This window comes from Paracoccus sp. AK26 (genome assembly GCF_011801365.1).
Classification (GTDB): domain Bacteria; phylum Pseudomonadota; class Alphaproteobacteria; order Rhodobacterales; family Rhodobacteraceae; genus Paracoccus; species Paracoccus aerius.
The window spans coordinates 1,215,872-1,240,304 of record NZ_CP041041.1; the positions used below are offsets into that span (position 1 = coordinate 1,215,872).

General features: G+C 65.4%; 28 protein-coding genes. 6 read left to right on the forward strand and 22 right to left on the reverse strand.

Features of this window, described 5'->3' with window-relative positions; all coding sequences use genetic code 11:
- Positions 1-25 precede the first annotated feature (25 nt).
- Positions 26-556, forward strand: coding sequence for a DUF4174 domain-containing protein (locus FIU66_RS05965; protein WP_167621852.1), 531 nt, complete (start codon positions 26-28; stop codon positions 554-556).
- 89 nt (positions 557-645) lie between these two features.
- Here FIU66_RS05965 and FIU66_RS05970 read toward each other — a convergent pair whose 3' ends face one another.
- The 9 genes from FIU66_RS05970 to FIU66_RS06010 all read right to left on the reverse strand — a co-directional run bounded on the left by FIU66_RS05970 (position 646) and on the right by FIU66_RS06010 (position 8,219).
- On the reverse strand, positions 646-1,323 hold the full coding sequence (locus FIU66_RS05970; protein ID WP_167621853.1) for a hypothetical protein: 678 nt from the start codon (positions 1,321-1,323) through the stop codon (positions 646-648).
- A complete protein-coding gene (locus tag FIU66_RS05975; RefSeq protein ID WP_167621854.1) occupies positions 1,320-3,317 on the reverse strand; it encodes an acetyl/propionyl/methylcrotonyl-CoA carboxylase subunit alpha in 1,998 nt (665 codons plus the stop codon). The genes FIU66_RS05970 and FIU66_RS05975 overlap by 4 nt, the downstream gene beginning before the upstream one ends.
- A 98-nt stretch (positions 3,318-3,415) precedes the next feature.
- Complete coding sequence (locus tag FIU66_RS05980; RefSeq protein WP_167621855.1) at positions 3,416-3,628, reverse strand: hypothetical protein; 213 nt, start codon at positions 3,626-3,628, stop codon at positions 3,416-3,418.
- A 75-nt stretch (positions 3,629-3,703) separates the two neighbouring features.
- The gene (locus tag FIU66_RS05985; protein ID WP_167621856.1) at positions 3,704-3,946 is read right to left on the reverse strand and encodes a hypothetical protein; all 243 of its coding nucleotides are present in this window, start codon (positions 3,944-3,946) and stop codon (positions 3,704-3,706) included.
- Between the two features lie 130 nt (positions 3,947-4,076).
- The gene (locus FIU66_RS05990; protein WP_167621857.1) at positions 4,077-4,496 is read right to left on the reverse strand and encodes a hypothetical protein; all 420 of its coding nucleotides are present in this window, start codon (positions 4,494-4,496) and stop codon (positions 4,077-4,079) included.
- Between the two features lie 99 nt (positions 4,497-4,595).
- Complete coding sequence (locus FIU66_RS05995; protein WP_167621858.1) at positions 4,596-4,742, reverse strand: hypothetical protein; 147 nt, start codon at positions 4,740-4,742, stop codon at positions 4,596-4,598.
- A 205-nt stretch (positions 4,743-4,947) separates the two neighbouring features.
- Positions 4,948-6,480, reverse strand: coding sequence for an acyl-CoA carboxylase subunit beta (locus FIU66_RS06000; RefSeq protein WP_167621859.1), 1,533 nt, complete (start codon positions 6,478-6,480; stop codon positions 4,948-4,950).
- A gap of 186 nt (positions 6,481-6,666) precedes the next feature.
- Entirely contained in the window at positions 6,667-7,536 is an 870-nt protein-coding gene (locus FIU66_RS06005) for a glycosyltransferase family 2 protein (protein WP_240544747.1), read from the reverse strand.
- On the reverse strand, positions 7,533-8,219 hold the full coding sequence (locus tag FIU66_RS06010; protein WP_167621860.1) for a hypothetical protein: 687 nt from the start codon (positions 8,217-8,219) through the stop codon (positions 7,533-7,535). Before FIU66_RS06010 ends, FIU66_RS06005 begins: the two co-directional genes overlap by 4 nt.
- Before the next feature lie 189 nt (positions 8,220-8,408).
- Here FIU66_RS06010 and infC point away from each other — a divergent pair, with 189 nt between their 5' ends.
- Positions 8,409-8,948 (forward strand): translation initiation factor IF-3, encoded by a 540-nt coding sequence (gene infC, locus FIU66_RS06015; protein ID WP_210254097.1) that lies wholly within the window; start codon positions 8,409-8,411, stop codon positions 8,946-8,948.
- Positions 8,949-9,024: 76 nt separating this feature from the next.
- Here infC and FIU66_RS06020 read toward each other — a convergent pair whose 3' ends face one another.
- Both FIU66_RS06020 and FIU66_RS06025 read right to left on the reverse strand, forming a co-directional pair.
- Positions 9,025-9,342, reverse strand: a complete 318-nt coding sequence (locus FIU66_RS06020) for a TM2 domain-containing protein (RefSeq protein WP_240544748.1) — start codon at positions 9,340-9,342, stop codon at positions 9,025-9,027.
- 85 nt (positions 9,343-9,427) lie between these two features.
- Positions 9,428-10,711 carry a hypothetical protein gene (locus tag FIU66_RS06025; RefSeq protein WP_167621863.1) on the reverse strand — a complete coding sequence of 428 codons (1,284 nt, stop codon included), beginning with the start codon at positions 10,709-10,711 and terminating at the stop codon, positions 9,428-9,430.
- Between the two features lie 191 nt (positions 10,712-10,902).
- Here FIU66_RS06025 and pheT point away from each other — a divergent pair, with 191 nt between their 5' ends.
- The gene (gene pheT, locus FIU66_RS06030; protein ID WP_167623402.1) at positions 10,903-13,290 is read left to right on the forward strand and encodes a phenylalanine--tRNA ligase subunit beta; all 2,388 of its coding nucleotides are present in this window, start codon (positions 10,903-10,905) and stop codon (positions 13,288-13,290) included.
- 117 nt (positions 13,291-13,407) lie between these two features.
- On the opposite strand, the gene FIU66_RS06035 is transcribed toward pheT, so the two are convergent.
- From FIU66_RS06035 to FIU66_RS06065, 7 genes are all read right to left on the reverse strand, one after another.
- A complete protein-coding gene (locus tag FIU66_RS06035) occupies positions 13,408-13,671 on the reverse strand; it encodes a ribbon-helix-helix domain-containing protein (RefSeq protein ID WP_240544749.1) in 264 nt (87 codons plus the stop codon).
- Positions 13,631-13,822 carry a DUF4169 family protein gene (locus FIU66_RS06040; protein ID WP_167621864.1) on the reverse strand — a complete coding sequence of 64 codons (192 nt, stop codon included), beginning with the start codon at positions 13,820-13,822 and terminating at the stop codon, positions 13,631-13,633. Before FIU66_RS06040 ends, FIU66_RS06035 begins: the two co-directional genes overlap by 41 nt.
- A gap of 64 nt (positions 13,823-13,886) precedes the next feature.
- Positions 13,887-15,281, reverse strand: coding sequence for a class II fumarate hydratase (gene fumC / locus FIU66_RS06045; RefSeq protein WP_167621865.1), 1,395 nt, complete (start codon positions 15,279-15,281; stop codon positions 13,887-13,889).
- Positions 15,282-15,355: 74 nt separating this feature from the next.
- A complete protein-coding gene (locus tag FIU66_RS06050) occupies positions 15,356-16,255 on the reverse strand; it encodes a dihydrodipicolinate synthase family protein (RefSeq protein WP_167621866.1) in 900 nt (299 codons plus the stop codon).
- Positions 16,256-16,312: 57 nt separating this feature from the next.
- Positions 16,313-17,155: a transglutaminase family protein gene (locus FIU66_RS06055; RefSeq protein ID WP_167621867.1), complete on the reverse strand. Its 843-nt coding sequence runs from the start codon at positions 17,153-17,155 to the stop codon at positions 16,313-16,315.
- The gene (locus FIU66_RS06060) at positions 17,155-17,577 is read right to left on the reverse strand and encodes an OsmC family protein (RefSeq protein WP_167621868.1); all 423 of its coding nucleotides are present in this window, start codon (positions 17,575-17,577) and stop codon (positions 17,155-17,157) included. Before FIU66_RS06060 ends, FIU66_RS06055 begins: the two co-directional genes overlap by 1 nt.
- A 76-nt stretch (positions 17,578-17,653) precedes the next feature.
- On the reverse strand, positions 17,654-18,820 hold the full coding sequence (locus FIU66_RS06065; protein ID WP_167621869.1) for a deoxyguanosinetriphosphate triphosphohydrolase: 1,167 nt from the start codon (positions 18,818-18,820) through the stop codon (positions 17,654-17,656).
- Between the two features lie 77 nt (positions 18,821-18,897).
- On the opposite strand from FIU66_RS06065, the gene FIU66_RS06070 reads away from it, so the two are divergent.
- Entirely contained in the window at positions 18,898-19,221 is a 324-nt protein-coding gene (locus tag FIU66_RS06070; protein WP_167621870.1) for an iron-sulfur cluster assembly accessory protein, read from the forward strand.
- Here the strand turns inward: FIU66_RS06070 and FIU66_RS06075 are convergent.
- Positions 19,218-19,859, reverse strand: coding sequence for a hypothetical protein (locus FIU66_RS06075; protein ID WP_167621871.1), 642 nt, complete (start codon positions 19,857-19,859; stop codon positions 19,218-19,220). The genes FIU66_RS06070 and FIU66_RS06075 overlap by 4 nt on opposite strands.
- 66 nt (positions 19,860-19,925) lie before the next feature.
- On the opposite strand from FIU66_RS06075, the gene xth reads away from it, so the two are divergent.
- Positions 19,926-20,711 (forward strand): exodeoxyribonuclease III, encoded by a 786-nt coding sequence (xth, locus tag FIU66_RS06080; RefSeq protein ID WP_167621872.1) that lies wholly within the window; start codon positions 19,926-19,928, stop codon positions 20,709-20,711.
- Here xth and FIU66_RS06085 read toward each other — a convergent pair.
- A complete protein-coding gene (locus FIU66_RS06085; protein WP_167621873.1) occupies positions 20,708-21,595 on the reverse strand; it encodes a cation diffusion facilitator family transporter in 888 nt (295 codons plus the stop codon). The genes xth and FIU66_RS06085 overlap by 4 nt on opposite strands.
- A gap of 117 nt (positions 21,596-21,712) precedes the next feature.
- Here FIU66_RS06085 and FIU66_RS06090 point away from each other — a divergent pair, with 117 nt between their 5' ends.
- Positions 21,713-22,039 (forward strand): YnfA family protein, encoded by a 327-nt coding sequence (locus FIU66_RS06090; RefSeq protein WP_167621874.1) that lies wholly within the window; start codon positions 21,713-21,715, stop codon positions 22,037-22,039.
- Between the two features lie 11 nt (positions 22,040-22,050).
- Here the strand turns inward: FIU66_RS06090 and FIU66_RS06095 are convergent, their stop codons facing one another.
- Both FIU66_RS06095 and FIU66_RS06100 read right to left on the reverse strand, forming a co-directional pair.
- Positions 22,051-22,392, reverse strand: a complete 342-nt coding sequence (locus FIU66_RS06095; protein ID WP_167621875.1) for a hypothetical protein — start codon at positions 22,390-22,392, stop codon at positions 22,051-22,053.
- Positions 22,393-22,516: 124 nt separating this feature from the next.
- Complete coding sequence (locus FIU66_RS06100; RefSeq protein ID WP_167621876.1) at positions 22,517-24,352, reverse strand: extracellular solute-binding protein; 1,836 nt, start codon at positions 24,350-24,352, stop codon at positions 22,517-22,519.
- Positions 24,353-24,433: the final 81 nt, after the last annotated feature.

Below are 24,433 nucleotides of genomic sequence, written 5' to 3' on the forward strand. Positions count from 1 at the left end.
ATATTCAAGGCAGGAAGGGGTGCCGATGAAGTTGAAATTGCTGATAGTTGCGATGCTGGTCGCCGCCATGGGCCCCGCGCGCGAGGCGCCGCCCCCCGTTGTGGACGAGACGCCCCCGGCGGTCGAACCGCAGCCCGCCAGCCCCGAAGAGGTAGCAGACCCCCAGCCTGGGCCCCAGCCCGCGCGCCCGGAGTTGCGCATCCTGCCTGCGGCAGAAACCGACCCGGCCGATTTCCTGTGGAACGCCCGCCCGGTTGTCGTCTTTGCCGACACGCCCGACGATCCGGCCTTTCGCGAACAGATGCAGGTGCTTTCGGCGCGGAACGAAGCCTTGGCGGAACGGGACGTGGTGGTCATCACCGACAGCGATCCCCAATCGGCCAGTTCCTGGCGGCAGCAGCTGCATCCGCGCGGCTTTTCGCTGGTCATCATCGACAAGGACGGACAGGTCAAGCAACGCCGCCCGCTGCCCTGGGACGTGCGCGAGATCAGCCGCGCCATCGACAGGCTGCCCCTGCGGCGCCAGGAGATCGGCCGGGCGGGGCTTTTGCCATGAGCATTGAAAACGGCCGCGCACCCGACTATATTCAGGACGAAGGACAAGGAGGTTCGACATGAGCACGACATCCTACAACCCCCGCCCGATCACTGGCCGAACCGGCCCGATGCCGGGCTATTCCCTGCGCTAAGCCGCGTTTTTTCAGCCTCGATCCATGATGTGACGCCCGCTTTGGTTTCCGCAAGGCGGGCTTTTTGCAGCGAATCGCTCAAAGCCGTGACAGCCGCGCGCCCCCCGGTCAGATGGGTCACCAGAAAGGCCATCGCTTCCTCGCCCAGGGCGATCGCCTCGATCTTCATCTCGATGTAATGGCGATACATGCGCGCGGCGCGGACCGCGCCCATGCTGTCCAGCCTCAGCGCCCGCAGGTCCGCGATCATCGCGCCGATCGTGGACAACTGGTTGTAGTATTGCACCACCGGATCGACCACGCGAAAGGGCAGGACATGAATATCCTCGACAATCGCGCTGAACAGGCGGTCGTTGTGTTCGGTCGGGATGACCGGGAAGAAGCCGTCGTCCTTGAGGATCAGGGCCTCGACCTCGGCGCCATAGCGGGGCAGGTTCTGGCCCTTCAGCGTGGCGACATGGACCCGGATTTCGGCATAAAGCGCGCCCTGCACGTCGCGGACCCGTTCGGCCCGCGCCGCCCGGTCGCGCCGCGCGCTGAGAAGATGCGTCACCACCCAGCCACCCGCCACCACCGCGCCCCCGATCATGGCGGCCACGACGCGCGGGTCGGTCAGGGCGGTGGCGAAGGTCATTCGAACTCCAGGATCACGTCATCGACCTTGAGGCTTTGTCCGGCCTCGGCATTGACCGACTTGACCACGGCCTTGCGTTCGGCGCGCAGGATGTTTTCCATCTTCATGGCCTCGACGGTGGCAAGGGCCTGGCCTTCCTGAACCTCGTCGCCGGGGGCCACGGCGATCTTCACGACAAGCCCGGGCATCGGGCACAGCAGGAACCTGGACGTGTCGGGCGGCAGCTTTTCCGGCATCAGGCGCGCCAGTTCGGCGGTGCGGGGGCGGCGGACATGGACCTTGAGGTCGGCGCCCCGGCTGCGCAGGCGGAAGCCCGCGGGGATCTTGTCGACCTTCAGCACCAGCGGGCGGCCGTCGACCATCAGATGCGCCAGCGACTGGCCGGGCTTCCAGCCGCTTTCGACGCGCAGGTCGCGGCCGTTCACGGTCACCGTGGCCCCGTCGCGATCGGCCCGGATCCGGACCGGGATTTCGCGGCTGCCGATGAACACCACCCAGTTCTCGCCCACGCGCCGTTCGTGATTGTCCAACCGACCGCTGATCCGGGTGCGGCGGATTTCCGCGACGCGGTGCATGGCGGATGCCGCGGCGGCCACGCGGGCCAGTTCGTCGTCCGGCAGGGTCGCGCCCCCGAAACCCTCGGGATATTCCTCGGCGATGAAGGCCGTGGTGATGTCGCCCGACACGAATTTCGGATGATCCATGACCGCCGACAGGAAGGGCAGGTTGTGGCCGATCCCTTCGACCTCGAATTCGTCAAGGGCCACGCGCATCCCCTCGATCGCCCCCTGGCGCGTGGGCGCCCAGGTGCACAGCTTGGCGATCATCGGGTCATAGAACATGCTGATCTCGCCCCCCTCGAAGACGCCGGTGTCGTTGCGGACCACATGGTCGGCCGTGGCCACTTCGGCCGGGGGGCGATAGCGGGTCAGCCGCCCGATCGAGGGCAGGAAGTTGCGATAGGGATCCTCGGCGTAAAGGCGGCTTTCCATGGCCCAGCCGTTGATCTTCAGATCGCCCTGGGCAAAGGGCAGGGGTTCGCCGGCCGCCACGCGGATCATCTGTTCCACCAGATCAATGCCGGTGATCAGTTCGGTTACCGGATGTTCCACCTGCAGGCGGGTGTTCATCTCCAGGAAGTAGAAGTTCTTCTGCCCGTCCACGATGAATTCGACCGTGCCCGCACTGGTATAGCCCACGGCCTTGGCAAGCGCGACCGCCTGTTCCCCCATGGCGCGCCGGGTTTCCGGGTCAAGGAAGGGCGAGGGCGCTTCCTCGATGACCTTCTGGTTGCGCCGTTGGATCGAGCATTCGCGTTCGTGCAGATAGACAGCATTGCCATGCTTGTCCCCCAGCACCTGGATCTCGATGTGGCGGGGCTGGGTCACGAATTTCTCGATGAAGATGCGGTCGTCGCCGAAGCTGCTGGCGGCCTCGTTCTTCGATGACTGGAAGCCTTCGCGCGCCTCCACGGCGTTCCAGGCGATGCGCATCCCCTTGCCGCCGCCGCCTGCGGAGGCCTTGATCATCACGGGATAGCCGATCTGGTCGCTGATGCGCGCGGCTTCCTCGGCATCCGCGATCAGGCCCATGTAGCCCGGAACGGTGCTGACGCCCGCCTCCTGCGCGATCTTCTTCGAGGTGATCTTGTCGCCCATCGCCTCGATCGCGGGGGATGGGGGCCCCACGAAGATGACGCCCTCACGCTCCAAGGCCTCGGCGAACTTCATGTTCTCGGAAAGGAAGCCGTATCCGGGATGGACGGCCTCGGCGCCGGTCTGGCGGATCGCGTCCATGATCTTGTCGATCACGATATAGGACTGGTTCGCGGGGGGCGGGCCAATATGGACGGCCTCGTCGGCCATCTTCACATGCAGCGCGTTGCGGTCGGCGTCGGAATAGACGGCGACGGTCGCGATCCCCATCTTGCGGGCGGTCTTGATGACGCGGCAGGCGATCTCGCCCCGGTTTGCGATCAGGATCTTCTTGAACATGGGCCCCCCCGGCCGGTCATGAAAAAACCGCCCAGGGGCGCAGGCCCCGGGCGGCGATAAAGGTGACGCGGCGCGACGGGCGCGCCGAAATCAGGTCGTTACTGGCAGAGACGCACGTCGTTGCACAGCGCGCCGGCAGCGCCGCCGATGGCCGCACCCTTGAGGACGTTTTCGCCGCTGACGCTGGCAACGGTCGCGCCGACGCCCGCGCCGATAAGCGCGCGGTCGGTGTCGGTCGGGTTGATGCCCTGGGTGCAGCCCGCGATGGCCGTGGTGCCGACAAGCGCGGCAATGGCAAGGAATTTGGACATTCTTGTCTTCCTATGAAGTGAAAGGCTGGACCGGAACGCCGATCCAGCCGGTCAGGTTCGGATAAACCGAAACGATCAGTAGCGACGCTGGCAGACGCCGGCGTCGTCGCACAGCGCGCCGCCGACGGCACCGATGGCCGCGCCAGTGGCCAGATCCTCGTCCAGGGCCTTGGCGATGACGGCACCCGCGACGGCGCCGCCCGCTGCACGCTGCGCGTCAGGCGAAATGCCGCCGGCACCATAGCCTTGGTCACAGGCGGCCAGGCCGAGAAGAACGAAAGCGCCGGCTGCGACGCGGGTGAACAGCGAAGTCTGCATAAGGGATTGCCTGTATAGTGGGCCGCGTGAACGGCCGGTGATGGATGGTGACGGACTATCGCATAGCCAAGGGCCAGGTCAAACTGACATGGGTGTGACTTCAAGGCCCTAGGCAGCAAATTGCGCATCTTCAGCGGTCCGCCTCGTCCTCGTCCTCGCCCTCATCCCAGCCGTCGTCTTCCCAGCCGAAATCGGGCGGGCTGTCGGTGGCGAAAAGCTCGGGGAACGAGGCTTCTGCCGCGGCCATGTCGACCTGCAGCAACTGTTCGTAATCGGCGGGATCGAAGGCGCCGACGGGCTTGACCTCGCGCCCGATCAGCCAGCCCAGTCGGCCTGCGTCCAGGTTGCCGCGGACGAAGGGCTCGTCCCCGAAATGCTGGATCAGCGCGGCCAGGAAGCCCGCGTCGGCGCGGCGGTCGGCTGGCTTGCGGTCGCGGAAGCGTTCGCGCCGCGTGATGGGCGTCGCGCCCTTCTTGCGATTCTCGCGCCGGATGACGAACTGGAAGTCGGTGCCCGGAAGGCGGCCCGGAAAGCCTCGGTGCTTCAGCATGATGTGCCCCGTGATGCGTCAGGTTGACGGGGGCGTGGCTGGACCTGGCCGGGAAGGCGCGGGCAGCCGAACCGCCCACGCAAAGTCAGTCGGTTCGGCTTAGTTGGCGCCGTATTTGCCCTGGTAGACCGGCTCGGTCGTGACCGGGTTCGGGGCGGGCACAAAGACTTCGGGTTCGGCTGCCTGACGCTGGCACGCAGCGAAGGCCGAGACCAGCACGAGGCTGAGGATGATTTTCTTCGACATGTAGTCACGCTCCTGTAACGCGGGCGCGGCTGCGCCCGTCTGCTCGGGTTCAGGGGGATGTCTTGCTGCACCGCCCCGGCGGGCATGATAGCCGCGCCATCGTCGCGCAGACAGGCGGGCCGCGCCGGGCGGGGCAAATGTCCCGCGCCCTGTGGCTGGCCTGCATCATTCACGCGTTTGTGCAACAGCATGGAAATCCCGCGCCTTACAAGGGAATGTTGTCGTGCTTCTTCCAGGGGTTCGACAGCTGCTTGCCGCGCAGGCTGGCAAAGGCCCGGGCAACGCGCTTGCGGGTCGAATGGGGCTGGATCACCTCGTCGATGAAGCCCTTCTGCGCCGCGACGAAGGGATTGGCGAAGCGGTCCTCGTAATCCTTGGTGCGGGCCGCGATCTTTTCGGCATCGCCCAGTTCGCTGCGATACAGGATCTCGACCGCGCCCTTGGCGCCCATCACCGCGATTTCCGCCGTGGGCCAGGCATAGTTGAAATCGCCGCGCAGGTGTTTCGACGCCATCACGTCATAAGCCCCGCCATAGGCCTTGCGGGTGATGACCGTGACCTTCGGCACCGTCGCCTCGCCATAGGCGAACAGCAGCTTTGCCCCGTGCTTGATGACGCCGCCATATTCCTGTCCCGTGCCCGGCGGGAAGCCAGGCACGTCCACGAAGGTCAGGATCGGGATCTCGAAGGCGTCGCAGAAGCGGACAAAGCGCGCGGCCTTGCGGGAACTGTCGATGTCGAGGCAGCCTGCCAGCACCATCGGCTGGTTGGCGACCACGCCAACCGTGCGGCCCTCGATGCGGATGAAGCCGGTGATGATGTTGCCCGCGAAGTCCTTCTGGATCTCGTAGAAGTCGCCTTCGTCCGCGACCTTCACGATCAGCTCCTTCATGTCATAGGGCTGGTTCGGGTTGTCGGGGATCAGCGTGTCCAGGCTTTCCTCGATCCGGGCAGGATCGTCGAAGAAGGGGCGCACCGGCGCCTTGTCGCGGTTGTTCAGCGGCAGGAAGTCGAACAGGCGGCGGATCTCGGACAGTGCCTCGACGTCGTCCTCGAATGCGCCATCCGCGACCGAGGATTTCTTCGTGTGGGTGGATGCGCCGCCAAGCTGCTCGGCCGTCACCACCTCGTTTGTCACCGTCTTGACCACATCAGGGCCGGTCACGAACATGTAGGACGTGTCCTTCACCATGAAGATGAAGTCGGTCATCGCGGGCGAATAGACCGCGCCGCCCGCGCAGGGGCCCATGATGACGCTGATCTGGGGCACCACGCCGGACGCCATGATGTTGCGCTGGAACACGTCTGCATAGCCCGCAAGGCTGGCCACGCCTTCCTGGATCCGCGCGCCGCCCGAATCGTTCAGCCCGATCACCGGGGCGCCGTTCTGCATCGCCATGTCCATGATCTTGCAGATCTTCTGGGCATGGGTTTCCGACAGCGATCCGCCAAAGACGGTGAAGTCCTGCGAAAAGACATAGACCATGCGGCCGTTGATCGTGCCCCAGCCGGTCACGACGCCGTCGCCATAGGGGCGGTCCGCCTCGATCCCGAAATCGGTCGAGCGGTGGGTGACGAACATGTCGAATTCCTCGAAGCTGCCCTCGTCCAGCAGCAGCTCGATCCGTTCGCGAGCCGTCAGCTTGCCCCGCGCGTGTTGCGCATCGATCCGGCGCTGACCACCACCCAGCCGAGCCTGCGTCCGGCGGTCTTCCAGTTCCTGAAGAATGTCCTTCATCGCGGCCTTCCCCGATCATTTGCCGCAGCCTAGCCACGCGCTGCCAGCCGGGGAAGCAGAAACGAGAAAATTTGCAAACGGGGCGCGATGAGACGGCAGAAAATTGAAAAACTGCAAATTTCAGCGAGGGCGTGCTGCCGCCCGCGGGTTAGTTGGCAGGGGCTAGGTCGGCCACGACGCCTCTGGCTAGAACCACTGCCCCGGCTCCATCAATCCCAGGTCCATCAGTTGCTGCGCGCGCCACTGGAAGGGCTCCGAGTTCCTCCACCGGAAGCTGCCGATTGCTTCCCGGGAACCGGGATTGGTGGCCAAGGCCTTCGCCGCCCTGAACGAGGTGATCGTGGCGGTCAGGTTGTGGTGCCACGGGCAGGCATAGGTGTTGTATTCCGGCACGTTCAACTGGTGGTCCGGTTCCAGGCGAAGGCCGGGGGCTGTGCGGAACAGGCCGATCCGGTCGATGCGGCGGCGGGCAGGGGCGACATGTTCCTCGAACCGCCAGCGAAGGCCTCCGTGGAAATCAAGCTGGCGCTCCAGCGGCTGGCCGTCCGTGCCGCGCCTGCCAAGGGCGTAATACCCGGCCCGGTCGAACATCGCGTCGGAAAGGCTGACGGCATTCGGATCCCGCGTCAGATCCGGCGAATAGAGATCGATGACATAGGTCAGCATCGCCTCGCGCCGTTCCTCGGCGTGGAAGGCCAGAAGCTCTCCGACGCTGCGGGTTTCCGAAAAGGGGAAGAACAGGAATTCGGCGTTGTAGCAATAATAGAGCCAGGTCCCGGCAGGCACCGCCGTCATGACCGCGTTCACGGCGCCCTGATGGGCCAGCGGGTCGCGCGTCCGCCAGTGCAGGTTCGTGACGCGCGGCGCGTCCTCGGGCGCAACGGGGATCGGGTCGGGCGACAGGGCCAGGATGTGCCTGAAACCGATGTCCAGGTGATGGCGCAGGGTCTCAAGGACCGCCGCGTCGTCTTCCACCAGGATGAGCGCCAGCGGCCCGCGGGCCAGCACCGCAGGGCGGCCTGCCAGGAAGTCGGTCAGCGACGGATGCGAGGTCAAGGCATCACGGCCTTCACCTGGTCAAGGGCCTGGCGCAGCAGGTCGGGATTCGTCCCTGCCGTCTCGACAAGGCGCTTGAGGGTGGCCTTTTGCGTATCACCAATGGCCGCGCCGTCGATGATCCGGTTCACTTCGGCCGCGTCGAAGCCCTCGGGCGTCAGCAGCGTCTGGATGCGGGTCGCGGCGACGGCGGCGGATGCGGCCTGGTCGGTGGCGGCGGCAGCCTCGTTTGCGGCTTCCGCGGCATTGGCGGCGGCTTCCGCCACGGGGGCGGTGGCGCCGCTGGTGGCAAGGGCCGCGGCATCCGCTGCGCGGTCGGCGGCGTCAAGCGCGGCCTCGGCGGCAGCCTCGGCCTCGGCCGCGGCATCGCTGACGGGGGCAAGGTCCGTCTGCTCGGACGCCTCGACGGCTTCGGCGGCGACGTCGGCTGCAATGGCCGCCGCATCCGCTGCCGCGTCGGCGGCGGCTTCCGTGGCCTGGGTCGCGGCACTCGCATCCTCGGCAGGCTCGGTGGCGGCCGGCGCGGTCGAGGGTTGTTCTTGCGGGGCAGGGGCTTCGTCCGGGGCAAGTTCGGCGGAGGGCGCCGGGGGCAGGCTGTCCTGCCCGGCCTGGCGGTCTTGCCAGACCCACCACCCCCCAAGGCCGAGGGTAAGGACGACAACCAGGGCCAGAACAACGCGCATGACGACTTTCCTTGAAGATGTTTCCGCAAAGCTATGGCACAGGGGCCGGGCGCGGAAAAGGCATGGGCGCAGGATCGGGCGGACGGATTGCCGGAACAAGGCGGTTGCGGATATCAAATCCGGTTGAATTCCCCGGCCTTCACGCTTATTTTCCGTCTATTCCGATTTGGCTATCAAAGGAGCACAGCCATAGCCCGCCGACCGCATAACGCACCGCCCACCCGTGATACCGGCCCCCGCGTCAACGAACGCATCCGCGTATCCGAAATCCGCCTGATCGGCGCCGACGGAGAGAATGTGGGCGTGGTCCCGCCCTCGGTCGGGCTGCAGATGGCGCAGGAAGCCGGGCTTGATCTGGTCGAAATCTCGCCCAACGCCGTCCCGCCTGTCTGCAAGGTCATGGACCTGGGCAAGTTCAAGTACGAACAGCAAAAGCGCGAGGCCGAGGCCCGCAAGAAGCAGAAGATCATCGAGATCAAGGAGATCAAGTTCCGTCCAGGAACCGATACCCATGACTATGATGTGAAGATGCGCTCGGTCATGAAGTTCCTGGGCGAGGGCGACAAGGTCAAGGTCACCCTGCGCTTCCGCGGCCGCGAGATGGCGCACCAGGATCTGGGGCTGGAACTGCTGAACCGCGTCCGCGACGACGTGGGCGAGGCCGGCAAGGTCGAATCGATGCCCAAGCTGGAAGGCCGGCAGATGGTCATGATGATCGCCCCGAAATAGTTTTTTGTCCTTCCGACATTGAAAGGGCTGCGCAGGATCGCCTGCACAGCCCTTTTTTTGTTGTCGTGCAGCCAGTTTACCAGCGGCCGGTCATCAGCCTCTGCCGGATGACCGCCTGGTCGTTGCGGATCATGCCGGGGATCAGGAACAGGTCGATGAAGGCCCAGGCACAGACCAGGGCGATGGGAACCCAGCCGATCAGGATCGGCGCGGTCAGCCACCCCAAGGTCCACATCAGCAGCATGATGATGCCGCTGGCCCAGCGTCCCAGATACATGCGATGCACGCCGAAGCCCCACAACAGGATCGCCAGCAAATAGGCGACCAACTGGGATTTCGATTCATTCGCAACGCGTTGCTCGATCAGCAGCTGTTGCTGGACGTTGTCGGACACTGGCCTCTCCATCTGGGGGGCGGCGGGGCCGCCCGTTCGGATGATAGATAGGAAGGCCTGGACGCGGTGCAAGGATCTGACGTTTTCACTCGGCCCGCAGGAAGCGCTCGAAGATCAGGCCGATGGGACGGATCGGGCCGGTGCTGCCGTCGTTCCGGTTCACGTCGATCACGCCCAACTGGTGGCGGCCCGGCTGCAGCAGGATCGGACCTAGGCGAGCATCTGTTCCGCCATCGCTGTCGTCATTCTCGCCCGCAAGGGCTCCGTTCGGGGCAAACAGCACCAGCTTCGGATCGGCGCCCACCAGCCCGCCATAGGCGCTGATGATGACCACGGTCGGCTGGTCAAGGTCAAAGCCCACCCATTGCGCGGCGCCGTCATGCAGGACAACCGTCTGCTTCTGCGTCGCCAGGTCCAGATCCTGGACCGGATAGCTGCCGTCGGACGGTGGGTTCAACTCTCCCTTCCGATAGGCGTTGCGCAGGAAGGTCTGCGGATCCAGTCTTTCGGCCGAAATGGTCAGTTCGCCCGGCTGCGGTGCAAGCGCCCCGACTCCGATGCAATAGTCCCCGGGCGCAAGCGCCGTGGCGAAGTCGAGCCGGGCGTTCAGCCCGTCCGCATCGTCATTTTCCGCCAAGAGCCCGCCCTGGGCATCGAAAAGTCGCATCGCCGGATCCAGCGAAGGGCTGGTCGCGCGCAGGGTCAGCGACGTCGGCTGAGCCAGCGAAAAGCGGACATATCCCGTCTGCGTCGCGTCCTGCCGGGCATTTACCGGACCTTGTTCCAACCGGTCGTCCAGCGAACCTTCTGCAAGGGCAGCAGCCGGGGTGTCCGGGGTGCACGGGGTGATCGCCTCGATCCCTGAACTGCCCTCGCCCTCGGCTGCCAGCAGGGCAGGCTGGTCGGGACGAGAGACCTGGACGGTAGCGGCCATCGCCCCTTCTCCGACCGACGACAGGGCAAGGCAATAGGTGCCCGGACCCACGTTTGTCTCAACCGAGGAATTGAGCGAGGTCGGCGTGTCGTCGTTTTCGGCGATCACGTCGCCTTCCTCGGTCAGCAGCGCGATGGCCGGATCGCCTTCGTCCGCCCGTGCTTCGGCCCGGATGGCCTGGCTGTCGGCGGCGACGCGGAAGGCGAACAGCGACCGCGCGGGTCCAGTGACCTGCGCTTGCGCCGACAAGGGAAGCGAACCCGCCGAAATCTCTGCCCCGGCCTCTCCGCCAAGCCATTCAACCGTTCCGCCGCAGATCCGGCTGTTGTCCTGCGCCGATGACGGCGCCTGGTCCTGGGCCATCGCCGGCAGGGCCAGAGCCAAGGCGGCAGTGATGGTCAGGCTGGCCCGCGCGGGGCGGTGGCGATGGGGCATGATCCACTCCTTCTGCGGCGAATGTGCCGGATCCGCGCAAGTTCTGGCACTTGCGGCGGGCCTGGACAATCGGCTGCGGGATATTTTCGGTTTTCCTTGCGCCCCAGGAACGGCTTGCCGCTTGACCATCCGGCCCGGGATGGGTTCAACGCAGGCAAACGTCCGTGCTGGCGAAACCGGAAAGCGAGATCATGAAGTTCACCCTCTCCTGGCTCAAAGAGCATCTCGATACGAACGCGACCCTGGATCAGATCGCCGAGGCGCTGACCGACCTGGGACTCGAGGTCGAGGAGGTGCGCGATCCCGCGGCCAAGCTGCGCAGCTTCACCCTGGCCCGTATCCTGCAGGCGGAACAGCATCCCGATGCCGACCGCCTGCGCGTCTGCCGTGTGCTGACGGACGAGGGCGAGAAGCAGATCGTCTGCGGCGCCCCCAACGCGCGCGAAGGGATCACGGTGGTGCTGGCCAAGCCCGGCGACTATGTGCCCGGCATCGACGTGACGCTGGGGGTAGGCAAGATCCGCGGCGTCGAGAGCCACGGCATGATGGCGTCCGAGCGCGAGCTGGAACTTTCGGACGAACACAACGGCATCATCGAACTGCCCTCGGGCGAGGTGGGCCAGCGGTTCGTGGACTGGCTGGCGCAGAACGCGCCGGACAAGGTCGATCCGATGATCCACATCAAGATCACCCCCAACCGCCCCGACGCGCTTGGCGTCCATGGCATCGCCCGCGATCTGGCCGCGCGTGGCCTGGGCGTGCTGAAGCCCGTGGCGGATACCGTGGTTCCGGGGCGCTTCCTCAGTCCTGTCGGTGTGACCATCGATCCGGCCATTGCCGACAAGGCGCCTTATTTCGCAGGCCGGGTGATCCGGGGCGTCAGGAATGGCCCCGCGCCCGAATGGCTGCAACAGCGCCTGCGCGCGATCGGACTGCGCCCGATCAACACCCTGGTCGATATCACCAACCTGTTCACCTATGACCTGAACAGGCCGTTGCATGTCTTTGACATCGCCAAGATTTCTGGCGATCTTTCGGTTCGTCCCGCCAAGGCGGGCGAGGAGATCCTGGCACTCGACGGCAAGACCTATGCGCTGCCCCAAGGCGCAATGGTAATCGTTGACGCGAATGGCCCGGAAAGCATCGCCGGGATCATGGGCGGCGAACATTCCGGCTGCGACGAAGACACGACCGACGTCTTCCTGGAAAGCGCCTATTGGGATCCCATCGCCATCGCGGCCACCGGCCGCACGCTTAGGATCAACAGCGACGCCCGCTATCGCTTCGAACGCGGCGTGGACCCGGCCTTCACCCGCCAGGGGCTGGAACTTGCCACGCAGATGATTCTGGATCTGTGCGGAGGAGAGCCGTCCGAGGTGGTCGAGGCCGGTGCCGTTCCCGATACCGCCCGCGCCTATCGCCTGGACACCGCCCGCACCGCCAGCCTGGTTGGCCTGGACATCCCGGCCGAGGAACAGCGCGCGACCCTGACCGCGCTCGGCTTCCGGATGGAGGGCGACATGGCCCATGTCCCGTCGTGGCGCCCCGACGTGCTGGGCGAGGCCGATCTTGTCGAGGAAATCGCCCGCATCGCCAGCCTGACCAAGCTGCAGGGCCAGCCCCTGCCGCGTCCGAAGCCCGGCGTGCCGAAGCCGGTGCTGACGCCACTGCAGGTGCGCGAAAAGACGGCACGGCGGCAGACTGCGGCGCTTGGCTACAACGAATGCGTGACCTACAGCTTCATCGACAGCGCGGCGGCCGCGTTGTTCGGCGGCGGCACGGATGCAGTCCGGGTCGAAAACCCCATCAGCAGCGAAATGACCCATCTGCGCCCCGACTTGCTGCCCGGCCTTCTGGCCGCCGCGGCGCGCAACCAGTCGCGCGGATTTGCCGACCTGGCGCTGTTTGAACTGGGCCCGGTCTTCCCGGGCGGCGAGCCGGGCGAACAGGCGACACAACTGTCCGGGCTGATGATCGGCAACACAGCGCCGCGCGACCCCTTTGGCAGCCGCCGCAAGGTGGACCTTTACGATGCCAAGGCGGATGCCGAGGCCGTGCTGGCCGCCATCGGCGCGCCCGCCAAGGTGCAGGTCAACCGAAAGCTGGACCCCTGGTGGCATCCGGGCCGCGCGGGCAACATCGCCCTTGGCCCGAACGTGCTGGCGACCTTCGGGGAAATCCATCCCCGCATCCTGCGCGCCTTCGACATCAAGGGCGCTGCCGTGGCCTTTACCGTCCGTATTGCCAATGTGCCGTTCCCCAAGGCGAAAACCGCGACCCGCCCCGCGCTTGCGGTTTCCGAACTGCAGGCGGTCGAACGCGACTTCGCCTTCGTGGTTGACCCGCAGGTCGAGGCGCTGACCCTGGTCAATGCCGCCGCCGGCGCGGACAAGGCGCTGATCGACAGCGTCACCGTCTTCGACCAGTTCACGGGCCTTGAAGGCGGCCGGAAGTCCATCGCGATCACGGCCCGCCTGCAACCGCGCGACAAGACCCTGACGGATGCCGAGATCGAGGCCGTCAGCCAGAAGATCATCGACAAGGTCCAGAAGGCGACCGGCGGCACGCTCCGCGCCTGATCCTTCACTTTGGTCGAAAATATCCTCGGGGCTTCCGAACGCCCGGAAAAAGGTCCAGTGGACCTTCTTCAGGGAGGAAGGGGCCGGCAGGTCCGAGGGGGGCAGACAGTCCCCGGGCTATCGCCGCAACTCGGCGATCACGAACAGGCGCAGCGCCGTCGCCAGCCCCACTTCGGGCGGACGGGTATGGTCGATCTGGCCGATCAGTTGTGCCCGGGTCATGCCGCGCGCGCGGGCGGCATCCGCGATGCCGCGCCAGAACGCGTCCTCCAGCGAGACCGACGTGCGGTGCCCGTCGATGGTCACCGACCGCTTGGCCGGGGGCGTCATCGGCGGCAGGTCAATCATCGCCTTGCGGATCGTCCAGCCGGTGCGCGTCATGGATGCGGTTTGCGCGATCAGCCTCGGCCTGGCGGGCATCGCGCAGGGGCTTCGCCTCGCCGAACCTGGCGGCGTTCGCGTCGCCTGACGCGCGCTTGTCGTCGCGGGCGCGCTGCTTGCGGGCCTGCCGCAGGTTGATGATCTTGGTCATGGATCCAATGAAAAACCGGGACGCGTCAGCATAACGCGCCCCGGCCGTGGCAGGTCAAGCCCGATCAGCCCTTGGGGCTGATCATGTCCTCGGGGCGGACGACGCGGTCGAAAGTCTCGCCATCCACGAAGCCCAGGGCGATCGCTTCCTCGCGCAGGGTGGTGCCGTTCTTGTGCGCGGTCTTGGCGACCTTGGTGGCGTTGTCATAGCCGATGGTGGGCGCCAAGGCCGTCACCAGCATCAGCGATTCCTTCATCAGCTTCTCGATCCGCGGGATATTGGCCTGGGTGCCCACGACCATGTTGTCGGTGAAGCTGCCCGCCGCGTCCCCCAGAAGCTGCATGGATTGCAGCACGTTATAGGACATCATCGGGTTATAGACGTTCAACTCGAAATGCCCCTGCGACCCTGCAAAGCCGATGGCCGCGTCATTGCCCATGACATGCGCGCAGACCATGGTCAGCGCCTCGGCCTGGGTCGGGTTGACCTTGCCCGGCATGATGGACGACCCCGGCTCGTTTTCCGGCAGGATCAGCTCGCCCAGGCCGGACCGGGGGCCCGATCCCAGCAGGCGCATGTCATTGGCGATCTTGAACAGGGATGCCGCGACCGTCTTCAGCGCGCCCGAGAAGAAGACCATCGCGTCATGCGCGGCCAGGGCCTCGAACTTGTTGGGGGCGGTCACGAAGGGCAGGTCGGTGATCTTGGCAATCTCGGCAGCAATGGCCGTGTCCCAGCCCTTCTTGGTGTTCAGCCCGGTGCCAACCGCCGTGCCGCCCTGTGCTAGTTCGTAGATGTCGGTCAGCGCCAGCTTGACCCGCTCGATGCCTTTCTGGACCTGATGGGCATAGCCGCCGAACTCCTGGCCCAGGGTCAGGGGGGTGGCGTCCTGCGTGTGGGTCCGGCCGATCTTGATGATGTCCTTGAATTCCTCGGACTTGACCAGCAGCGCCTTGTGCAGCTTTTCCAGGCCGGGGATCAGCGTGTCGCGGGCCACCATGCCGATGGCGACATGCATCGCGGTCGGGAAGGTGTCGTTCGACGACTGGCCCATGTTGACATGGTCGTTCGGATGGACCGGCTTCTTCGAGCCCAGTTCGCCGCCCAGGATCTCGATGGCGCGGTTCGAGATGACTTCGTTCGCGTTCATGTTGGACTGGGTGCCGGACCCCGTCTGCCAGACGACCAGCGGGAAGTTGTCGTCGAACTTGCCTTCGAAAACCTCGGTCGCGGCCTGTTCCATCGCCTTGCCGATGGCCGGGTCCAGATCGCCATTGGCCTGGTTCACGCGCGCCGCCGCCAGCTTGATGGCGCCAAGGGCGCGGATGATCGCGACCGGTTGGCGTTCCCAGCCAATGGGAAAGTTCTGGATCGAACGCTGCGTCTGCGCGCCCCAGTATTTGCTGGCGTCAACCTCTAGCGGGCCGAAGCTGTCGGTTTCGGTGCGGGTCTTGGTCATCGAAAGGCTCCCTCGCAATTTCGCGCGGTTCTATCCGGCGCGGGGCCGATAGGCAATCGGTATGCAACGGTATGCTAATGCTGATGGGCGTCCAGGGTGGCGATAGCCGCGCGCAGTGCGTCGTCTTCGGCTTCCGGCAGGGGCAGGACGGGGCGCGGGGGCTGTGCCGTGGTCAGGTCCAGCAGGTTCGCCGCGCGATGGACGGTGCGAAAGCTGCTGCGCGTCTTGAACAGGGCCCAAAGGGGCGCAAGAGCCGCGTCGATCCGGCCGACCTCTGCCGCGTCGCTACGCTGCGCCGCGCGGACCATCCGCAGCATCGGATAGGGCCACAGCCCGGCCGCGACGCTGTAGAAGGCATCCGCCCCTGCCAGCATCGCGGGGGCGCAGCCCCAGTCGGCGCTGTAGCCTATTGAGAAGCCATCGGGCAGGGCGGCGCGCAGTTCGGCGATCTGGCCTGCGAAGTCGCCCGACGCCACCAGCGGCATCTTGACGGCCCTAACGGTCGGCAGCGTCGCCAGCCGGGCCAGCAGCGCAGTGGAGAAGGTGAAATGCGTCGTGCCGGGGTTGTTGTAGATGCAGATCGGCAGGTCGCTGGCCGCGGCGATGGCTGCGAAGTGGTGAAAGACCTCGTCCTCGGTCAGCGGGGTATAGGACATGGGCGCGACCAGCAGCCCTGCGGCGCCGATCCGGGCGGCGTGGCGGGCCAGGTCCACCGCCATGTCGGTGCGCAGCGCACCCACGCCTACGATGACCGGAACGCGGCTGCCAACCTGGGCCATCGCCGCCTCGGCCACCGCGCGACGCTGGTCGGGGTCCAGATAGGCATAGGCCCCCGTGCTGCCCAGCACGCAGATCGAGTCTGGCTGGCCGTCCGCGACACGCTGCAGGATCCGCCACAGGTCCGGCAGGATGACCCGGCCCTCGGCGTCGGCGGGCGTGATGGGGAATGCGGAAAGGCCCTTGAAGACGGTCATGATGCGATCCTGCCCTGATGAAGGGCAGGAGGTCACAGATGGCAAGCCGTTGCAAGATCAGGCAAACAGCATCCCGTCCAGTTCGTTGCCGAAGTCGTCGACGGCATGGCACCAGACACGGAAGCCCGTCAACGTATGGGTGCCGAAGGTGTTGATCAGGGGCACGTCGGCCGCGTCCAAGCCACGCGCAACGACGACCCGGCCGATCCGCCGCTGGTTGTTGCGCGGATCGAAGGTCCACCACCTGCCGCCCAGGAAAACCTCGATCCAGGCGGCGAAATCCATAGGCGCGGCGACCGCAGGCACGCCGATGTCGCCAACATAGCCGTTGACATAGCGGGCGGGGATGTTCAGCGCCCGCAGATAGGCCAGCGCCAGATGGGCAAAATCGCGGCAGACCGCCACGCCGTCCTGCCGGGCGCTTGCCGCCGTGCGGAACTGCGAGGCCAGTTTGTAGTCGAAGACCATGCTGCCGTGCACGTGATCCACGATATGCTGCACACGGTTCCATCCGGGCGCGACATGGCCGAACAACTGCCAGGCTTCGTTGCTGACCAGATCCACCTCGACATAGCGCGAGGCGGTCAGGTAGCCCAGAACCTCGGGGGGCAGCGCCTCGACGGGCCATTCGGCGGCGTTGACATCGGACTCGTCCCAAGTGCCGGGATCGTTCAGGGTGATGTCGCTGAAGATGGTGAAGATGCCTGCCGGCGCAACCATGCGCCGGCAGATGTTGCCGAAACGGTCGACATAGCTCTGGACCGGGACCGAGGGGATGGTTTTCGCATCCTCAGGGAAGACAAAGTCGCGGTGCCGCGCTTCTTCCGGTGTCGTGAGGGTGATCAGGGGCGTGTCCTGCGGCACCTCGATCGTCATCTCGTGCCCGATCCGGATCCGCATCAGGCGACCGTTGCGTCCATCGTGACCTCGGCGTTCAGCAGCTTCGAGATCGGGCAGCCGGCCTTGGCCTTCTGCGCCAGTTCCTCGATCTGCGCCTTGTCGCCGTCAGCCGAGATCTGGGTCACCAGATGCGCCTTGGTCACGGTAAAACCGTCACCGTCCTTCTCCAGCGTGATCTTGGACGTGGTCTTGATGTCGATATTGCCGATGCCTGCCCCGGACAGCATGTTCGACAGCGCCATGCTGAAGCAGGCAGCATGGGCCGCGCCGACCAGTTCCTCGGGGTTGGTGCCGGGCTCTTCGCCGAACCGCTTGTTGAAGCCATAGGAAAGTTCGTTCAAGGCGCCCGACTGGGTCGAGACCGTGCCATTACCGTCCTTCAGCCCGCCCTGCCAGGTGGCCGATCCGCTGCGTGTGAACATCGATTGTCCTTTCTGCGTTCATCCTTCGGCGAGCGGAACGCATGGAACGCAGAGAGGTTCGCGGCCTGCGGAAATATCAGCGGCGCGGAAACAGCCGCTGGTGTTCGGCGATGGCAAAGCGGTCGGTCATGCCTGCGACGTAATCAAGAACGATCCGCGCGCAGGCGGTCTCGTCGCCCGCCTTGCGGGCCAGGTCGCTCCAATGATCGGGCATCCGGCCCGGGTCGTGCAGGAACAGCGGGAACAGGTCGTTCAGCATTGCCGTGACCTTGGTGCGTTCAACCACGACCGCGGGCGCGCGATACATGCGCGTGAACAGGAAGGACTTGATCGCCTTGATGTTCTGGTAAAGCGGCTTGGAAAACCTGATGATCGGCCCGTCCATGTCGCGGATTTCCTGCGCCGATTGCGGCTGCAACCCGGCCAGCCGGTTCTGGGCCACGGCGATCACGTCCTCGACCATGACGCCGAAGACGCGGCGCAGCGCCTCGTAACGGCGGCGGGTCGGGTCCAGATCGGGGTAAAGATGGTCGACCTCGGCAAAGGCGGGGCCCACGACCGGCAGTTCGGCCAGTTCATCTTCCGTGAACAGGTCAGCCCGCAGCCCGTCGTGCAGGTCGTGATGGTTGTAGGCCACGTCATCCGCAACGGCGGCCACCTGGGCCTCGGCACTGGCATTGGTGTGCAGTTCCAGATCCCAGTCGGCATTCACCTCGGCCAGGGCATAGGGCAGGGAGCCGGTCACGGGGCCGTTGTGCTTGGCAATGCCCTCTAACGCCTCCCATGTCAGGTTCAGGCCGTCGAAGTCGGCATAATGCCGTTCCAGCCGGGTCACGATCCGCAGGGCCTGGGCATTGTGGTCGAAGCCGCCATAGGGCTGCATCAGCGCCGCCAGGGCATCCTCGCCCGTATGGCCGAAGGGCGGATGGCCCAGGTCATGGGCAAGCGCCACCGTTTCCGCCAGATCCGTGTTCAGGCCAAGCGCGCCGGCGATGGTCCGCGCAACCTGCGCGACCTCGACCGTGTGGGTCAGGCGGGTGCGGAAATAATCGCCGCGATAGGCCTCTCCGTCATGTTCGACGAAGACCTGGGTCTTGTGCTTCAGGCGCCGGAAGGCCGAGGAATGGATGATCCGGTCCCGGTCGCGCTGCCAGGGGCTGCGGAAGGTGGACATGCGTTCCGGGTGCAGCCGCCCGCGGCTGTCTTCGGGGTGGCAGGCATAGGGCGCGATCGCACTGGACATCAGGGGGCAGGGCCTTCCTTGCAACAGGTGCGGTGGACCTTATATTTAGGCACTCAAGACGAAAACGGGAACGCCCCATGAACCTGCCGCCCAAAGTCACCGAACGCGCCTTCGCCCGCCTGGCCGAGATCAACGATTCGGGTGAAACCCGCCCGCTGCGCGTCGCGGTCGCAGGCGGGGGTTGTTCAGGCTTCCAATACGACATCCGCCTGGACCAGGCCGAGGCGGATGACCTTGTGCTGGAGGGCGGGGGCCAGAAGGTCGTGGTCGATCCGGTTTCGCTGCCCTATCTGGCGGGGGCCACGATTGATTTTGCAGATGAACTGATCGGCGCGCGCTTCGTGATCGAGAATCCCAATGCCTCGTCCAGTTGCGGCTGCGGCACCTCCTTCTCGATCTAGCCGCAAACCCGGCTGCGGGTGTCCAGGTCGATATCCAGCCTGCGCAGGCCAGGGGTCGGCAGGCGGTTGAAGTCGCTGCGGGGAAAGGTGTCGAAGTCGTCGCGCAGGTCCTGAAGGCCCGGCGCGGGAAGAAGGTTCAGCGCCTGGCGGTCGTTCTCGTCGCGCTCCTCAAGCTCGGTCGTCACGGTCAGGCCCTGGCAGATGTCCAGGGAACCCGCCGTGGCGACGCGGACCTTCCCCTCGGTCTCGATCAGGCGGATGATGTAGCCGTGCTTGCGCGCGACCGAGGCGCCGAAGGTCATCGGCTCCTCGACCTCGGTCCATTTGGTGTCGGGACCGAACAGCGCATCCTCTCCCTGCCAGTCGGTGCCGTGGGCAAAGCGGACGACCCATGTTCCCGGCGGCACCAGCAGGCGGAAGAACTGCCCGCCATGGATATAGCCCGCCATCACCGGATCGCCCCCTGTTTCCGGCGACAGGAAGACCGCATAGTCCCGCCCCGGCAGGGTCTGGACGACAAGGGGAAGGGTCGCAGGCAGCCCGCTGCGGTTCCACATCAGGCCCGCGCGCGGCCGATCCTGCGCCAGCGCGGGCAGGGCCAGGGTCATCATCAGCAGAATGGCGATCAGGCGACGCATGGGGGAAGAACGTATCTGCCCCGCCCCCGGTTGCCAATCGCGGGGCGGCGGATAAAGATGCGGCCCATGAAAATCGCGACATTCAACATCAACGGCGTCAAGGCCCGGATCCAGGCGCTGACCGATTGGTTGGCCGGATCGGGGGCGGATCTGGTCGTCCTGCAGGAAATCAAATCCGTGGACGAGGGCTTTCCCCACGCCCATTTCGAGGATCTGGGCTGGACCGTCGAAACGCACGGCCAGAAGGGCTTCAACGGTGTGGCGATCCTGTCCAAGCTGCCGCTGGAGGATGTGCAGCGCGGACTGCCCGGCGACGATTCGGACGAACAGGCCCGCTATATCGAGGCGACGGTGGTGGGTTCCACGGCGGTGCGCATCGCGGGGCTTTACCTGCCCAACGGCAACCCGGCGCCGGGGCCGAAATACGACTACAAGCTGGCCTGGATGGAACGCCTGCGCCTGCGTGCCGCAGAGCTGATGGAAAGCGAGCTTCCGGTTGTGATGCTGGGCGATTTCAACATCATTCCCGAACCCCGCGACGCCGCCCGGCCGCAAGCCTGGGTCGATGACGCGCTGTTCTTGCCCCAAAGCCGCGAGGCGTTCCGGCGGATCGTGAACCAGGGCTGGACCGATGCGGTTCGGATCCGCGACCCTTGGGCCACGCGCGGGCCGTTCACCTTCTGGGATTATCAGGCCGGTTCCTGGTCGCGCGATGACGGGATCCGCATCGACCACCTGCTGTTGTCGCCGCAGGCCGCCGACCTTCTGTTGGAAACTGGCATCGACAAGGAGGCCCGCGCCGCCGAAAAGCCCAGCGACCACGTGCCCGTGTGGGTGCGGCTGGCCGCCTAAAGCACCAGCACGCCCGAATGCTTGGCCTTGTGTTCGGGTTCGACATGGATCGTGATCTGCGCGTCGTCCAGCCGCTTCTTCAGCGCGGCCTCGATCCGGTCGCAGATCGCATGGGCCTGGGCCACGGGCGTATCCCCGTCCACGACAAGGTGAAAGTCGATAAAGGTCATGCGGCCCGCGTGGCGGGTGCGCAGGTCATGCGCCTCGATCGCGCCATCCGCGTGGTCCGAGATGGTCGAACGGATGTCGCGCAGCAGGTCGTCGGACACCGCCTTGTCCATCAGCCCGCCCAGGGATGCCGACATCACCTTCCAGCCCGACCACAGGATATTGACCGCAACCAAACCGGCCAGGATCGGGTCCAGGATCGGACGGTCCGCGGCAATGGCTAGCACGACCCCCAGGATCACGCCCGCCGAGGTGATGACGTCGGACAGCAGGTGCTGACCGTCGGCCACAAGGGCCGGGGATTTCAGGCGACGGCCCTGCCGGATCAGGACCATGCACCAGACCGCATTGATGCAGCCCGCAAAGCCATTCAGCAGCAGCCCGCTGACCGGGGCATCCAGCGGCTGCGGGTTGCGGATGCCCTGATAGGCTTCTTCAAGGATCAGCAGCGCTGCGACGATGATCATCACGCCTTCAAGCACGGCCGACAGGAACTCGGCCTTGTGGTGGCCGTAAGGGTGGCTGCGGTCGGCAGGGCGTTGCGCGATGCGGATGGCGATCAGCGCGGCCACCGCGGTGGCGACATTGACAGTGCTTTCCAAGGCATCGGACAAAAGCGCAACGGACCCGGTGATCTGCCAAGCCACCGTCTTTAGGCCAAGGACGATGATCCCGATCACGATGCTGCCCAGTGCGATCTTGATGGTGCGGTTCATCGCGACGGTCCTTTTGCGTCATGGGCTCCCGTCGGGCGTCGTCTGACAGAATCCCCTTCCAGTTGCAACTGGAAAGGCGCTGTGGACCGCGGCTGCCGGCTTGGGTATCGAGGCGGGATGCAGAGCCTTGCCATCTACCTGTTCGCCGCATTCGCCGAAATTGCAGGCTGCTTTGCCTTCTGGGCCTGGCTCCGCCTAGACCGATCGGCTTTCTGGGTGCTGCCCGGACTGGGTCTGCTGGCGCTGTTTGCATGGCTTCTGGCGCAAAGCCCGGCGGATCATGCGGGGCGCGCCTATGCCGCTTATGGCGGGATCTACATCACCGCCTCGCTGTTCTGGATGTGGCTGGCCGAGGGGCGGCGGCCCGATCAATGGGACGCAATTGGCGCGTTGGTCTGCCTGGCGGGCGCGGCCATCATCCTGTGGGGACCGCGCGCCGCCTGATTTGCAAACGATTATCGGTCGCCTTCGTTTTCGTGTTCGTCGTCGTCACCGAACCGGGCATCGTCCGAATATTCGTCCTCGCCTTCGCCCACATACTTCGCGCTCAGCGCGATCGAGTGGTTGTCATGCGTGGGGTCCATGACGACGTCCGACGGGATTTCGCCCGCAAGCCATTCGCGCAGTTCCTCTCGGATCTCGGACGGTTCTTGTCCGGTCGCCTCGGCCAGATAGGACACGAAGGCACGCTGGTCGCCGTCGATCTCGTCCAGGTCGGCCTCGTCGACCTCGGGCCATTTTTCCACGATTGCATCGTAGAATGCGGCCCAGTTCTGCTGCACATGGCTCCATTTCATCAGTATCCGCCTCCCATCGACGACTGTGCCCAAGTGGCAATGCCCGTTATGTCTTCGCCCACGCCGGCGACCGTGTTGCAGCCAGCCAGCACCATGCAGGCCAGCAATGTGCCTATCACTGCTCTCATTCCTCTGCCTCCTGCCACCACAGCTCGGGCATGAAGCCCGGCCAATCTCCGTAAAGCGGCGTTGTTTCGGCAGGATACCGCAGGTCCGCAGCATGGGCCAGCCGCGAGACCGGCGAGAACCCTGCCGGTATCACGTAACGCCCCGCGGTCAGAATTCGATCCAAGGCCTGCACGGCCGCCGTGAAATCCGCTTCCGATCGCGCATTGACCATTGCGGCGATCACCGCTTCGGCTGCCGGGCTTTTCATGCCCATCCAGTTGCGGCTGCCCGGCTGGTCGGCGGCATCCGATCCCCAGTAGAGCAACTGTTCGTTGCCCGGCGACAGCGACAGCGCGCGTTCATACCAGGTCATGTCGAACTGGAATTCGTTGGTGCGCTGCACGAATTGCGCGGCGTCCAGCAGCGTGATGCGGACCTGCATTCCAAGGTTGCGCAGCGCCTGGACATAGATGTCGGCGATCTGCTGGGTTTCCGATGCCGTGCGCATCGACGTGCCCGACTGGTTCAGCAGGATCTCGAAGGCGAAGGGGCGGCCCTCGGCATTTTTCAAGACGCCCTCCTGCACCGTCCAGCCCGCCTCTGACAGCAGCGCGATGGCCCGGCGCAGCCCGGTCCGGTCCAGCACGCGGTCCGATCCTTCGGGCAGCGTGTATCCTTCAAGCGTTCCCGGCGGCAGGTCCGCCGCGAAGGGTTCCAGCAGGTCGGCAACCTTGCCTGCCGCAGGGCCGGGCTGCATGGCAAGGCCAGAATTGGCAAAATAGGAGGTAATGCGCCGATCCTTGCCCCCGTTCAGGGTGGCGTTGATGAAGCGGAAATTGAAGGCCTCGATCATCGCCTGCCTGACCCGCCAGTCGGCGAACAGCGGGTTGCGGGTGTTCATCACCAGCCCCATGATCCCCGAGGGCCGGCCATTGGGGATCTCGGCCTTGACCGCATCGCCGCGCGTCATCAGGGGGAAATCGTATTCCCCGTCCCACTTATGCGCCGACAGCTCGCGCCAGACGGTCACCTGGCCTGCCTTGAAGGCCTCGAACATGGCATTGGCATCGCCGAAATAGTCATAGCGTATGACGTCCAGGTTGTTGCGCCCGCGATTGACCGGCAGGTCCTTTCCCCAGTAGTCCGGGTTGCGGCGGAAGGTGATCATGCGGCCCGGATCGACCTGGTCCACGACATAGGGACCGGACCCGATCGGCGCCTCGAGGCCCGAGGCCGAGAAGTCTTGTCCTTCCCATTGGGCCTTTTTCAGGATCGGGCGCAGGCCCATCAGCATCGCCAATTCGCGGTCGTCCTCGGCGAAGGTGAAGCGGATGCTGCGTTCGCCGGTCTGCTCCATCTTCGTGACCTTGGCCCATGCCCCGTGATAGCGCGGATGGCCCTGCGTCCCCAGCACCTCATAGGACCACATCACGTCCTCGATGGTGACGGGGGTGCCATCCGAAAAGCGCGCCTCGGGTCGAAGCGTGAATTCGACCCATCGGCGGTCGGGGCTGGTTTCCATGCTTTCGGCCAGAAGACCGTAGAGGGTAAAGGGCTCGTCCAGGGTTCGGTACATCAGCGTTTCGACGACATGGGTGCCCACGCCCCATGCTGCATTGCCCTTGAGCACCCAGGGCTTGAGCGAGTCGAAGCCGCCCGGCTCGGCCAAACGAATCATTCCGCCCTTTGGCGCGTCAGGGTTGACGTATGGCAAGGCGGAAAATCGCTGGGGTAGAGCGGGCTCCCCATACATGGCCATGGCATGGGCCGGTTCGGCACCAACGGGAAGCGACATTGATGCAACACCCAGAAAACCAGCCAAAATCAGGCACAAGGGGCGGATACATGCCATTTCGTTAAGGTTTCTTAAGATTTTCATCGTCCGCCTGCCTGCTTTTCTTCTTTTCGATTCAGATTCAACTGACTTGGATCG